The organism is Rhodobacteraceae bacterium D3-12, assembly GCA_025916135.1.
Taxonomy (GTDB): Bacteria; Pseudomonadota; Alphaproteobacteria; order Rhodobacterales; family Rhodobacteraceae; genus JAKGBX01.
This window is the reverse complement of record CP104793.1, coordinates 919,730-933,246: the sequence shown is the minus strand read 5'-3', so window position 1 is coordinate 933,246 and position 13,517 is coordinate 919,730. Positions and strand designations below refer to the sequence as shown.

The window sequence follows — 13,517 nt, the reverse complement described above, 5'->3', positions numbered from 1 at the left end:
GCAGTCGCAGACCTAATTCGCCTGCCATATTGAGGGAGCTCACTTCGAGATTTTCGGAAAAACAACAGCAAACACCTCCGCTGCGGTTTGCTGAATACTCTGACCGCTAGTTTACGGGAACCGTCCTTATGGCTTCTACAGCCTCCCATTGGTTGATCTGTCCTTCTGAAAAACCAAACTCCACCAAAATTTCTTGAGTGTGCTCTCCGACGGCCGGGCTCTTCGCTTGAGGATCGCCCTCAACAAAAGGCTCAAAACCAGGTGAATGCACCAAGGGGACTTTGCCCAGACCAGTTTGATTGACCCAAGAAACGCTGCCAACTTTACAAACGTGCGGATCTTCAAGATAATCAGTGTAGGTATTCACTGGGCTGTTCATAACGCCAGCCTTGGTCAACGCTCTAGCCCAGTGGGCCGTTGGCTTCTTCATAAACTCAGACCCAAGAAGATCCATCAGTTCATGTTGACGTTCCACTCGCTTTTTTCGATTGCTGAAACGGGTATCTGTGACAAGGTCTTTACGACCTAATACCGAACAGAGATCGACATAATGATGTTCACGCATTGCTGTAATGGCGATATATCCATCCGCCGTTTTCATTGTGCCGGCAGGGACATAGAGAACCTCTGGCTTACCGCTTTGGAGATGATGTTCCATGATTTTTGCGGCCTGGAAGGCGGCAGCCGACTGCATCATACTACAATCGATATAGCTTCCTTCACCCTGAAGGCTGCGCGCCAATAGAGCTTTAAACAAGCTTTGGGAGGCAAAGAGGCCGGTCATAAAATCGATCGCGACCATGCCCGATTTCATCGGGGCACCGTCCATATCCCGAGTGATAGACATCCATCCCGAAAATGCCTGGGTCACCGTATCAGTTGTAGGAAGTTTAGAATAAAGTCCCTCTTGGCCAAAGCCCGAAACGGAGAGGTAGATAACATTACGGTTTCGCTGTACCAGCGAGGGATAGTCCAATCCGAATTTGGCCATGACACCTGGGCGAAACGACTCAATAACAACATCGGCATCCTCAACCAGTTTTTGAGCAATCTCTAAGCCCGCTTCAGATTTGAGGTTCAAGGCAATAGACTTTTTTCCCAGATTGCAGGCAACGGCGTGGGCACTATAATCTCCATACATCTTACCGAGCGTCCTGCTCCATTCACCGTCCAGTGGCTCGACCTTGGTGACTGTTGCTCCTGCCTGCGCCATTACCATGCCGGAATAAGGGCCCGCAACGCCCTGGCTAAAGTCTATGACTTTTAGCCCTGTCAGTGGTTTCATTTCACCCATGGGTGTTCTACCTTCTCATCATAATATTTAGTGTCTTGTCGATCTTGAAAAACCCGGTGCTGTACGGCGGCCCTCTGAGCTAAGATCCAACCCTTATGGGTTTCGAATAGCTGTCATTTAAAAAATGAACGGCATTGTTTGGCATAAACAAGCAGTGCTAGTCAGTTTGCCAGAGAACGTTTGCTGGTCTGTGGGTTTGCCATCACGCCTGATCGTCGAATGTCCTTTATAGCGCTTTCAAGTTCGCGAATAGTCGCACACAAGGAGAGGGGGGCTTCATCTTCCTGCGCCCCCTAAAACATTTCTTTAAGCTCCGTAAATTTCAAACAAGCCTGCTGCACCCTGGCCACCGCCAATGCACATCGTCACCACACCCCAACGCGCGCCGATACGTCGACCCGCCAGGAGCAAATGACCTGTCATACGCGCACCTGTCATGCCAAACGGGTGCCCAATTGAAATGGAACCGCCATCGACATTTAGTCGCTCAGGGTCAATGTCAAGTCGGTCGCGGCAGTACAATACCTGCGATGCAAAAGCTTCGTTTAACTCCCAAATATCAATGTCTTCGACAGTCAATCCAGCGCGTTCTAACAAGCGTGGAATTGCGAGAACCGGCCCAATCCCCATCTCATCAGGTGCGCAGCCCGCAACAGAAAACCCTGCAAAGCGACCCAATGGCGTAATGCCTTCGGCACGCGCGCGTTCACCAGACATCATCACCAACGCAGCTGCTCCATCTGACAACTGGCTGGAGTTTCCCGCGGTCACAAATTCACCATCGCCGCGAACAGGCCGCAGGTTTGCCAAACCTTCAAGCGTGGTAGATGGTCGGTTGCATTCATCGCGATCAACCGTGACCTCAACCTCAGAGGCTTCGCCAGTTTGCTTGTCCATTTTTAGCATTTTGACAGTCATTGGGACAATTTCTTCGTCGAAATGGCCCGCCTCCTGAGCTGAGGCTGTGCGCTGTTGGCTTTCTAAAGACAAGATGTCCTGATCTTCGCGTGATATCCCATACCGACGCGCCACAATATCGCCTGTATCGATCATCGGAAAATACAAATCAGGGCGGGTTTGTTCGAGAAAGGCCTCGCGTGAATGGCGAGCCGGTGGTTGCACCAGGCTAATGCTCTCAACTCCACCAACAAGAACAGTCTCGGCACCATCGCGAATAGCACCACCACCTAAAGCAACCGCATTAAGTCCGCTAGCGCAAAAACGGTTTACAGTAGCTCCTGCAACTGTATCAGGCATTCCTGCGCGCAAAGCGATTTGACGGGCAATATTTCCTCCAGTCGCACCTTCAGGATAGCCGCAACCCCAAAGGCTATCTTCGATTAGGGCAGGATCAATTCCTCCCCGTTCAACCGCTGCCGCCGCAACGTGCCCCCCCATCGTAGCACCATGTGTTTGGTTAAAAGAACCGCGCCCAGCTTTACCAATACCTGTGCGTGCGATGCTTACGATTACTGCGTCCGTCATAGCGTTTCTCCTGTGTAGCTAAACAAGTCCACTTGGAACTATATCTGTGTTATTTGTCATGTCTGGTTCCTCCCATTCATCTATCCGTCTGGGAGACTTCGCTAATTATGTCGTTTACCAATATTGTAAGCCGGCGAGCGCGGTATTTGGCCGAAGCGTATCGGTCCCCGATTGGCTCCAACGCATCGATCTGCGCAGCGATTTGCTCAGCAGTTACCTTAGTTCCCCGCAACACAGCATTTTCGATCTGTTTCAAGCGGCCCGGCCGCGCAACAGCGCCTCCTACAGAAAAACGCACCCGTTCTTTTTCAATAAGAAAAGCAACACTGGCGATGCTCCAACCCACAGCGGCGTGTTTTACTTTGCGGTATCCTTGGATGGCCTCTTTGCCAGGTATCGAGAGCGCTACTTCAGTAACCAAACGACCCTCAATCGGCCGCGTCAGCGCCTGGCTCAGAGGAATAGTTTCTCGGCCCTCTGGTCCAACTATCGACAATACTCCATCCAAAGCCAAGGCAGCGGGAATCCAGTCTCCTCCTGGCTCTTTTGCGCAAAGCGCTCCAACCAGGGTGCCGTTTGCGCGAGTTGACGAGTCTCCGGTGGCATCAACGACCGCGTTCAATAGAGCGCACCCACCTTCGCAATCTTTCAAATTCGCCTGACGGACCATCGCGCCAACATTAAGCCGCCCTGAGGCTTGCGACATTTTTTCAAGGCCAAGCCTAGAAATATCTACAACAACAGAAGGCCTTTGGGTTCTCCGCTTTAGACGGGTCAACAACGAATGCCCTCCAGCCAAAGGAACGGAATTTGGATCCGTCAGTAATGCCACGGCTTCGTCTATCGTTTCTGGCCGCTTATAAGAAAAGGAAGCAGGTATCATTTTGAGACCTCTGCACTATCAATCGCAGACAAGACGCGTTCTGGCGTCAGCGGCATTTCCAAATTTCGAACACCAATCGGCCAAAGCGCATCTTGCACAGCGTTCACCAAAGCAGATGGGGCCGCGATAGTGCCCGCCTCTCCGAGCCCCTTAGCACCGAGTGGGTTCGTCCAAGTCGGTATTTCGACGTGTTCTGTATTCAGCCGTGGCATGTGATCAAATCGCGGCAAGGGCAGGTCTTCGGGAAGAAAACCAAATTCATCGCTTGTGCCGTCCTCGAACAGCGCTTGGCCCAGACCTTGTGCAACGCCGCCATGAACCTGACCGCGTGCGAGCAACGGGTTTATAACAGTGCCACAATCATCAACTGCGATGTAGTCTCGCAGGCAGATTTCACCAGTGCGTGGGTCTACGTCAACCCGAACGATATGCGCGCCATAAGGAGCCGACATCGCGCGGGGGTGGAAAAACTCAGTTTCCTCAAGCCCGATGCCTGCTTGCCGCGATTTGTGGCCAATCCAGGCTTCCCGACAAACTTCGGAAATAGAAATGCTACGGTCTTCGCCGACAACACCGAAACCTCCGTCTTGCTCGATCAAAGCGTCGACACTGATCCTAAGTATACTGCATGCGATCAATCGCATTTTCTCACGCAAACGATCACAAGCTTCTCTAACTGCAGTGCCACCCACAGGTATGGAACGTGAATTAAACGTGCCAACACCTTGTGGAACACGATCGGTATCACCTTGAATGACATTGATTTTTTCAAATTCAATGCCAAGCGCATCTGCTGCAATCTGTGCAAATACTGTTTTGTGGCCCTGACCGTGACTATGTGCGCCAGACAAAACAGTAACGCTTGCATCTGATCCGATGACAACGCGCGCGCTTTCATAGCCTCCCCTATCAAACCCGACCAAAGACTGAAGTTCACCGGGACCAACTCCACAGGTTTCGGTATAGAACGAAATACCTTCGCCGCGCAGCCACCCCTTAGGGCATTCAACGGGATCACTCTCTTTCAGAATTTGCTGGGCTCTGGACAGAACTCTTTGGTAATCGCCGCTGTCCAAGTTCGCGCCCGTCACTTGTCTCATCGGCAGAGCTTTTGGCTCTATTAAGTTGCGAGCGCGTACTTCGAATGGATCCAGTCCCATCTCACGGGCCAACAAATCAATTGTGCGCTCAATCATATACGAGGCTTCAGGTCGCCCTGCACCGCGATAGGCATCTGTAGGGGTCGTATTGGTGTAGATACAATCAATCTTAACCCAGGCCGCGGGGATATTATATGTGCCAAGCACAAACAGAGCCACGTTGATTGTTGGCACACCGCCGCCCATGCTGGACATATACGCCCCAAGATTTGCGCGACTATGCAATTTCAGTGCTTGAATACGGCCATCGACATCAGCACCAACAGTGATCGTGGTTTTGTGGTCGCGCCCGTGCGATGTAGCATAACGTCCTTCAAGACGCCGCTCCGACCATTTAACGGGCCGCTTCAGGGTAATCGCGGCATAGGCCACCACCATGTCTTCCGGGTAAAAGTGCATTTTCGCACCAAAGCCTCCACCCACATCGGGGGAAATCACTCTGATCTGGTTTTCTTCGACGCCCAGGACTTCAGACACGGAACGACGAAACAAATGCGGCAGTTGATGGCCAACGTAGATTTCCAAACGCCCATCAAGTGGATCAATTCTTGCGTTGATCGCTCTGCCTTCCAAAGGCGAAGGAACCAAACGCTGATTTACTAGCTCAATTGTATGAACGAAGTGCGCTTTCGCCAAAATTTCATCCACATCGTCTGTGCCACGTGTGAAGCTTCCCGAATGGTTTGACTGAATATGGTCATGAATCTGAGGCGCTGTGGCAAGCATTGCCTCATCTTGATCCAAGACCGAAGGCAATGCCTTATAACTCACAACCACCTGGGCAACAGCATCGATGGCTTGTGCCTCGGACTCCGCGATCACAACCGCCACAGGTTCGCCTACATGGCGCACTTTTTCGCGCGCCAATACCGGCCGACCGGCAGTAAGAGCGGTTGCCAAAGCCCATTGCGGCTTAAGCGCCCCTATCTCAGACAGATCCTTTCCGGTTAATACCTGCACCACCCCGGGTGCAGATGCAGCTGAACTGGTATCGACCGCAATTAATTCTGCATGAGCTTGTGTGCTTCTAACAAATATCGCGTAAAGCTGGCCTGGATGGGTCACATCCTCGACAAAACGACCCAATCCAGCGAGCTGACGATCATCCTCTCGCCGCACCATTGACATGCCAATTACCGGCCGTATCATGTCCGAGCCTCCCGCAAAGTCGCAGCAGCATCCAACACCGCATCTACGATGTGCTGATACCCGGTGCATCGGCATAGATTGCCCCTCAGGGCCTGCCGGACGTCATCCTCGCTTACATCGGTATCTCGATTGAGCAACCCAACGACTGCAGTGACCATGCCGGGCGTGCAAAAACCGCATTGCAAGGCGTGTGCCCTTTTGAATGCGGCCGCTACAATTTCACCTGTTGGGGCTTGAGCGGTCTCTTCAAGAGTGGAAATCGTCATACCTTCCACTTGGCGCGCAAGCACCATGCACGATTTGGTCGGTGTACCATTCAACATAACCGTGCAAGCACCGCAGCGTCCGGACTCACAGCCAATATGCACTGATGTACGACGCAGTTGATCGCGCAAAACGAATACCAACAGATCGCGATCCCGCACATTTACGGTAGACGGACTGCCATCGACGACGAACGATAAAGAGAACAAACTATCCATGAGGCCCGCCCAGCCTAAGACTTTGTTGCAGCGCGAACAAAGAGCGGCGGCACCTTAAGTGCTAGCCCCATATCACCATCAATTTGCAGCGCGCCTTGGCCAAACGCGACGGTTGAATCGAGCTGCCCATGAAACATTTTTTCAAAAGTTGCATGGTCCGTTTTCAACTCACAATCGGCACGGTCCGTTGCATTGGAAACAGATGCTCCGCTCACATAGATCGAGCCAACTTCGGCAATGTCCAACCTTACAGTTTTCGAGCCAAAGTCATCCGTCGAAATCGCAGATGCAATCCCGCTTGTGTATTCCTCTAGTGTTTTCATCTTGATACCTCCCCTAGTAATTCAAATTTCATCGTCACGACGTTGATATTTTGATAATTTGAGTTATTAAAGTTGCAGGCGATGCATACCTTGTCAACAATGATATTTGATAATATCAAAAATTCCTGACCACTTTCGACATTAGCAGTTCAAAGCGAGGCCCTCATGGTAAAGGTTAATCCGGAAATAGCAGAAGAAAACGGACGCGCTCTGGCTGATGCTGCTGATTTGGTGGGGCGTCGATTCGGACTATCTGCTATCGGCCCGGCCAAGGTCGCGAAACTTGCAGAGCTCACCACGGGTGCAGTTTATGCGCGTTTCAAATCACGTAACGACCTCGCAGCTGCCGGAATTGAGGCCGGTTTCACGCGTGTTATCGAATGGATGACGCAATTTGAAACGGCGGAACACTATTGCAGAGAAGTTCGCACATACGGCCAGCGTCCGGAAGGCGAGCTATGGTGCCCAGCAATGAGCTATGCGGCAGAAGTGAATTCCGCCTCAAAAGTAGAAAAAGATGCGTTTGGGAAAGGTTTAGCACTAATGATTGCAGCCATGCGGCAATGGCCCGACGTTTCGTCTGACGCGGAGGCGCTGCATCTTCTTGGTCAACTTTCGGGTGAATTGACCATACAACGTGCATTTCGCACGACCAATTTAACTTAACGCCTCAATAGATCTATTTCTTTAACAAGCTCTCAGGCCAGATCAATTTTGACTGCCCTGCGGGTCAACGATGGCCATCACTTCTTCAAAATTGCTTGGCCCGGAGCGGATAGCGTTAAGGGCGAAAGAAATCGAGAAACCGATCATCTCATCCAGCGTCATGCCTCGACTGCTTCTCGGGGCTCGGTCACCGAGGATTAGCGTCGCAAGACCATGCTCGACGGACCATGCAAAATGTGCAACCAGTTCGACTTGGTGCTCGGGCCAGCCAGACTCATTTGCGAGGTTTTTCACAGCCATTGCGAAATATTCGAACGACTCTGCACCTGCCGCTTGCAACGCTTCGTGCCGCCGCTTTTCTATCAGGCGTGGTCCGACCATTAGGTTGAACACGCCCTTTTTGCCGATCGCAAAATCCACATAGCTGCGCATCATCTCGTAAGCGGTGCGCAGATTGTCTAATTTCCGGGCGACGATCTCCCGGCGAATAGCGGTTAACTCTTGGAAACCTTGCGTCGCGATGGCTGCCAACAGCCCGTCTTTGCCGTCAAAATGACGCGCAGGGGCCGCTTCCGATACACCAGCGCTACGTGCGACTTGGCGTAGGCTAAGTTCCACCGGGCCTGTTTTTTCCAACATGCGCCGGCCCTCGGAAATCAATGTCTCACGAAGAGTACCGTGGTGATAGGATCGCGATCGTGGCTTGCGCTCGCTTCTTTGGGTCATGTCGACGCTCTCCTGTTCGGCGTTTGGTGCAACGTCAATCTAGAGGAAAAACGGGCCGACCTGTAGCTGGGAAATCGTCGTTCTCCGTCACGCGGCAGGAGCAGATCGCCAACGGCGTATAGCCCCTTGGAAAAGAAGGAACAGGCACGACCCGGCGATAACGATGCAGATGGGGCTTTCCAGAAAAATCATCGGATTCCCACGAGAAATCAACAGGGCTCGGCGAAAGTTTTCTTCGATCAGGGGGCCAAGAACGAATCCGAGAAGCATTGGCGCCGCCTCGAAGCCGAGTCGGATCATTCCAAATCCCGCTACTCCTATGACAAAAGCAATGGCCACATCCGTCAGGCTGTTGCCACTTGAGTAAACACCGATACAGACAAAGAACAGCAGGGCAGGATAGAACAACCGATACGGCACCGACAGCAAACGGATCCAAATGCCAATAAGTGGAATGTTCAACATTAGCAGGAACAGATTTCCGACCCAGAAACTGGCGATCAAACCCCAGAAGACATCAGGACGCTCCGTCACCATTTGCGGACCCGGTTGAATGCCCTGAATCACCATGGCGCTCAGCATTAACGCCATCAGCGGGTCTCCAGGAATACCAAGAGTCATCGTCGGAATGAAAGCAGTCTGGGCGGCTGCGTTGTTAGATGCTTCAGGGCCGGATACACCTTCGATGGCGCCAGAGCCAAACCGCGCCGGCGTTTTGGAGACACGTTTCTCAATGGCGTATGAAATATAGGAAGCCACTGTTGATCCCGTACCAGGCAAGACCCCGAAGAACGAACCAAGGGTTGAGCCGCGAAGAACGGAGGGCCAAATTCTTCGGACAAGCCCCTTTTCCCCCTTTACACTCTTGGGAACCAAAACCCTGTCGGATACTTCGCTTCCCAACCGATTAAGGTTGCCAAGTGTTTCGGCAATTGCAAAAAGCCCTAAAGCCAGCGCGACAAGGCTGACGCCGTCATAAAGCTCCGCGACACCGAAGGTAAATCGCTGATAGCCACTAGTAATATCCGTGCCCACCAGCCCCATAAGCAACCCCAATACCACCATGGCCACACTTTTCAGGGTAGAGCCGCGTGCCAGAGTTGAGGCCGCAAGCAGTCCTAGCGCCATAAGAGAAAAGTATTCCGCAGGCCCGAAACTGAGCGCGAAATCGACGATGAGGGGAGAAAACAGGATCATCACCAGAATACCGATGCTCGCGCCGCTGAAGGAAGAGATCATTGCAGCAAAAAGTGCCTGCCCCCCTTTCCGGCGAGTGTGAGCGGGTGCCCGTCCAAGCATGTAACCGCGTGCGAGGGGACACCGGGCACCCGCATAAGGATTGACGTAATAGCCCCGCCGTATTGCGCGCCATAGTAAATGCCAGCCAACATCATCAACGCCCCTTCTGGAGGCATAACATAAGTCAGTGGTAACAGCATTGAGATAGCGGTGATTGGCCCGATACCCGGCAGAACCCCGAATAGGTTGCCGACCACGACGCCTAGCAGCGAAAAGCCTAGGTTGGTCGGTTGGAGCGCGACCAGAAACCCGTCCATAAGATCTTGTAGCGGCATTAAAGACCTCCGAATTTCAACAAGGGAAACGGAAGCCCTAGAGCGTAGACAAATACAAGGGACGCAATTAGAGACATCCCCACTGACAACGCAAGAACGTCAATAAGGCTGTTCCGACGGTCGCCAGCCGCCGACAGGGCAACAAGTGAAATGGTAGCGGGGAGTAAACCAAACCACGCGCCAAATGCAACGAAGGCCAGCATGCCCAAGGCAACGCATCCCCAGCTTCTCAAAGCTATTTTTTCTTCACCGTCATCGTTGAGCTTGGGCGCATTCTGCAAGCTCAGAAACGCTCCGATTAACACGAGGACACCGCCAAGAAAAACCGGTAGCATGCCGGGGCCCATGGCACTCAGCGTCCCCATTGGGTATTCGCGACTGAACCAGATGGCCAACCCACCAACAACCATCAGCGGCAACCCGGCAGGCCAGTTGGTGCTTAGAAAACTGCTTTTTTTCGTACTCATATTCATGTACCTCCCTATTGATGTCCTGCGGCGATTCGCCCGCGACATTCTCCGAATCCGATCGGGGCAAATCCTTCTCTTCGGCATCGGCCTCGCAGGACGATCTCATCCCCATTTTCAAGGAACCGTCTGGTCTCTGTGGGCGTCAACTGCACCGGAATCTTTCCACCCTGGGACAGTTCGACCATGGATCCTGCCTCCGTTGCACCGGGACCGGACACCGTACCGGACCCCAACAGATCCCCAGTCCTAAGATGACAACCGTTGACCGTGTGATGCGCAATCATCTGCTCCACCCCCCAGAAATGGGACGCGAAATTGGTACGGGTCAACGCAACGGGCCCTCCAACCGCGGGTAGATTCATATCGACTTCAAGTTCTATGTCGAATCCAGCCCCGGCGATTTCCGGTATTCCGGTGGACCCGGAAACCCTGTCGGACGAGAAATCTCACAACGAAAGGGGGCGAGCGCTTCTGGCGTTACAACCCATGGCGAAACCGTGGTCGCGAAACTCTTGGACAAGAACGGCCCCAAGGGGCGGGATTCCCAAACCTGGAGGTCGCGGGCGGACCAGTCGTTTAGGAGGCAAAGCCCGAAGATGGCCTCCCGCGCCGCAGATATCGGAATGGGGATATCCGGCACGTTGCCAGTACCGATGAAAACCCCGACCTCAAGCTCGAAATCTAGTGCGGTAGAAGGGGCAAGGACTGGCGCGGCGCCACCTTGTGGCGCGTGCTGGCCTATTGGCCGAGCGATGGACGTCCCCGATACCCGAACGGTCGAAGCCCGCCCGTGATATGCAATTGGCATATGCGTGAAATTTGAAGGAAGCGTATAGTCTGTGTGGAATGCGCGCCCAACATTTATTGCGTGGTCGAGTGAGGCATAGAAATCAGTATAGTCCCCAATCTCAAAAGGCAGAAGATACTCGTTCTGAACCGCGGGCCTCAGACACTCACGCACTTGGTTAACCATGGATCTGGGCGCCTCTGCCGACAATATGCCGAACAATGCCAAACGAAGCGCTCGCCGATGCGCGACACCTGCAGCGGCAAGCGGGTTTAGATGTTCGTGCCGGCACAGGTTCAGCGCCTGACCGGCCAGACCATCGAACGGGCCCATGTCTGCGAGTTTCGCTAAATCTAGAACCTGATCGCCGATCGCAACAACGACGCGAGCCTTGCCGTCCTTTGGCTTTACGATGCCCAGCGGCAGGTTCTGGATCGGGAAGTCATTCCCCGCCGGAACTTGCACCCAACTTGTCGCCGCCTGATCATGCGTATAATCAAGCATCGTCATAGGGCTCAACCAGACTTTTGCGGCTCAAGATGATCTGCGCTGACTTCAGTTCATCGATTTCTTCAATGCTCAATCCGGCATCGGTCAAGATCGCGGCATTTTCTTCGCCTTGGAAGGACGGAACACCCGGTTCTGGCAGGACAGATCGACCGAACCGCCAAGGAACGCCTGGCATACGCATGACGCTGCCGCCGCGGTCGTCGATCTCGACGATGGCCCCCCAGTCTTCGGCCCACTCTGACTCTGCCAGCTCTTCGGTGCTGCGCACAACACCAATCGCTAACCCGCCCTCGCTGACTTGAGTTTGTAGATGGTCCAGATCGCGGAACGTCAATATCCAAGCTCCGATCTCCGCCAGTAGCGCGGAGAGGTTTTCCCGCCGCAATAGAGCCGTTTTGAACCTAGGGTCTTTCAACAGGTCGTTGCGTCGCATGATGGCGGCGAACCGGGCAAACATGGGCGTGTAAATTGGGCTCGCTGCGATCGTCACTTTCCGGCCGTCAGGCAGCGGAAAAATATGTGAATCCGGCGCGCTGAGGGCGACAGGTTCGCCCATAGTGTCAATGCCAGAAAGCTGGGCCCCAGCCCGTTCATTTGCCGCAAGCATGGTGGCCGCCATCGACACGTCGATGTGTTGTCCTTCGCCGGTGTTCTGTCGGTCCTGGAGACCAGCTAAAACCGCGATGACGCCCTGCAACCCAGTGTAAACATCTGCGTGACTGCACGCGTCATTGCGCAGGGCGGTTAGGTCCGAGCCGTAGTGTTGCTCCAAAATGTCGGTCAGGCCTGTTTCAGCCTGAACTGTCGGCGCGAAAGCAGGTCGGTTTCGCCACGGACCGGTCTGACCGTAACCACTCATCGACACGTAGACGATGCTAGGATTTATCGCTCGGATATCGTCATATCCAAGGCCAAACCTCGCCAAGGTACCCGGACGAAAGTTCTCAACGATTACGTCGGCGTCTCGGCAAAGGTTCTTGACGATCTCCTTGGCGCGGGGCCAGTTGAGATCGATGCTCATGTTGCGTTTGCCAGCATTCTGCTGGGCGTAATAGACTGACATTTTGTTAATATGTGGGATTCCTGCCCGGCCGGAATCACCAGCAGGCGGTTCGATTTTTGTGACCTGCGCTCCAAGGTCACGCAGTGTTTTCGTGCAAAGAGGTCCGGCCAGTACACGGGTAAAATCGAGCACCTTTACTCCGTTAAGGGGGCTGTCATCTCAGTTCCCCTCGAAAACGGCGGTACCGGGACCGGTTTGCATGAAGGCTTTAAGGCCTCGCTTTTGATCTTTACTCGCCCACATTTGGCCATTCGTCTCAAGCTGGACCTTATCCGCAGCACCGAGACCGTCGCGTGCCGACAGGTTGGCAAGACGCTTGATCCCCAAAAGCGCAACGGTTGGACCCTGCGCCAGTTGACGCGCCCAGGACATCGACACGGTTGGCAGCTCCGCCTCTGGGGTGACAAGGTTGATCATACCCCAACGTTCCAACATCGCCGGATCATTTCGACGGCCGAACATCGCAAGCTCCTTTGCACGAGGTAGACCGACACGTTGCACGACGCGCTGGACCCCACCAAGAAGCGGCATCAAACCAATAGAAGACTCCGACATGGCGAATGTCGCAGTATCTGAAGCTATAATCATATCGCAGGTCAAGGCCAGCTCGACCCCACCGCCCAGAGCGGCCCCATGTACGGCCGCCACGGTCGGCAGACTTACGTCTTCGAGATCTGAGAGAAGTTTCTCAAAGCCTTTCTGATCCCGCCGCTGACCGCCGTTAGTGAAGGCAGTTACATCAGCCCCGGCGCAGAAATGGCGCATTTCACTGCGAAGCAAGATCGATCGGCACCCGCCGTCCACCGCCTGTTTATAAGCGGCTAGAAGATCAGAAAGCAGAGCGTCATCAATCAGGTTGTGGGGCGGCTTTGCAAGGGTAACAACCCCGACGTCGCCGTCGCGTTTAAACGTCACATTGGACATGTTTAATTTCCTTTCTTTGGT

At 53.6% G+C, this 13,517-nt stretch carries 11 protein-coding genes and 2 pseudogenes; 1 reads left to right on the top strand and 12 read right to left on the bottom strand.

Going from position 1 to position 13,517, the window contains the following annotated elements; all coding sequences use genetic code 11:
* Positions 1–106: 106 nt before the first annotated feature.
* The 6 genes from N4R57_04675 to N4R57_04650 all read right to left on the bottom strand — a co-directional run bounded on the left by N4R57_04675 (position 107) and on the right by N4R57_04650 (position 6,776).
* Entirely contained in the window at positions 107–1,294 is a 1,188-nt protein-coding gene (locus N4R57_04675; GenBank protein ID UYV38384.1) for a CoA transferase, read from the bottom strand.
* A 306-nt stretch (positions 1,295–1,600) separates the two neighbouring features.
* The gene (locus tag N4R57_04670) at positions 1,601–2,779 is read right to left on the bottom strand and encodes an acetyl-CoA C-acyltransferase (GenBank protein ID UYV38383.1); all 1,179 of its coding nucleotides are present in this window, start codon (positions 2,777–2,779) and stop codon (positions 1,601–1,603) included.
* A gap of 76 nt (positions 2,780–2,855) precedes the next feature.
* Positions 2,856–3,662 (bottom strand): FAD binding domain-containing protein, encoded by an 807-nt coding sequence (locus N4R57_04665; GenBank protein UYV38382.1) that lies wholly within the window; start codon positions 3,660–3,662, stop codon positions 2,856–2,858.
* Complete coding sequence (locus N4R57_04660; protein UYV38381.1) at positions 3,659–5,971, bottom strand: xanthine dehydrogenase family protein molybdopterin-binding subunit; 2,313 nt, start codon at positions 5,969–5,971, stop codon at positions 3,659–3,661. Before N4R57_04660 ends, N4R57_04665 begins: the two co-directional genes overlap by 4 nt.
* Positions 5,968–6,453 (bottom strand): (2Fe-2S)-binding protein, encoded by a 486-nt coding sequence (locus N4R57_04655; protein ID UYV38380.1) that lies wholly within the window; start codon positions 6,451–6,453, stop codon positions 5,968–5,970. Before N4R57_04655 ends, N4R57_04660 begins: the two co-directional genes overlap by 4 nt.
* 14 nt (positions 6,454–6,467) lie before the next feature.
* Positions 6,468–6,776 (bottom strand): SCP2 sterol-binding domain-containing protein, encoded by a 309-nt coding sequence (locus N4R57_04650; protein UYV38379.1) that lies wholly within the window; start codon positions 6,774–6,776, stop codon positions 6,468–6,470.
* A gap of 165 nt (positions 6,777–6,941) precedes the next feature.
* Here N4R57_04650 and N4R57_04645 point away from each other — a divergent pair, with 165 nt between their 5' ends.
* Positions 6,942–7,442, top strand: coding sequence for a hypothetical protein (locus N4R57_04645; GenBank protein UYV38378.1), 501 nt, complete (start codon positions 6,942–6,944; stop codon positions 7,440–7,442).
* A 42-nt stretch (positions 7,443–7,484) separates the two neighbouring features.
* Here the strand turns inward: N4R57_04645 and N4R57_04640 are convergent, their stop codons facing one another.
* The 6 genes and pseudogenes from N4R57_04640 to N4R57_04615 form a co-directional block, all read right to left on the bottom strand.
* Complete coding sequence (locus N4R57_04640; GenBank protein UYV38377.1) at positions 7,485–8,168, bottom strand: TetR/AcrR family transcriptional regulator; 684 nt, start codon at positions 8,166–8,168, stop codon at positions 7,485–7,487.
* Between the two features lie 87 nt (positions 8,169–8,255).
* A pseudogene (locus N4R57_04635) lies at positions 8,256–9,724 on the bottom strand (tripartite tricarboxylate transporter permease).
* A gap of 17 nt (positions 9,725–9,741) precedes the next feature.
* Positions 9,742–10,215: a tripartite tricarboxylate transporter TctB family protein gene (locus N4R57_04630; GenBank protein UYV38376.1), complete on the bottom strand. Its 474-nt coding sequence runs from the start codon at positions 10,213–10,215 to the stop codon at positions 9,742–9,744.
* A 373-nt stretch (positions 10,216–10,588) separates the two neighbouring features.
* Complete coding sequence (locus N4R57_04625) at positions 10,589–11,509, bottom strand: fumarylacetoacetate hydrolase family protein (protein UYV38375.1); 921 nt, start codon at positions 11,507–11,509, stop codon at positions 10,589–10,591.
* Positions 11,496–12,707, bottom strand: a pseudogene (locus N4R57_04620) (CoA transferase). Before N4R57_04620 ends, N4R57_04625 begins: the two are co-directional and overlap by 14 nt.
* A gap of 24 nt (positions 12,708–12,731) precedes the next feature.
* Positions 12,732–13,496, bottom strand: coding sequence for an enoyl-CoA hydratase/isomerase family protein (locus tag N4R57_04615; protein UYV38374.1), 765 nt, complete (start codon positions 13,494–13,496; stop codon positions 12,732–12,734).
* Positions 13,497–13,517 lie beyond the last annotated feature (21 nt).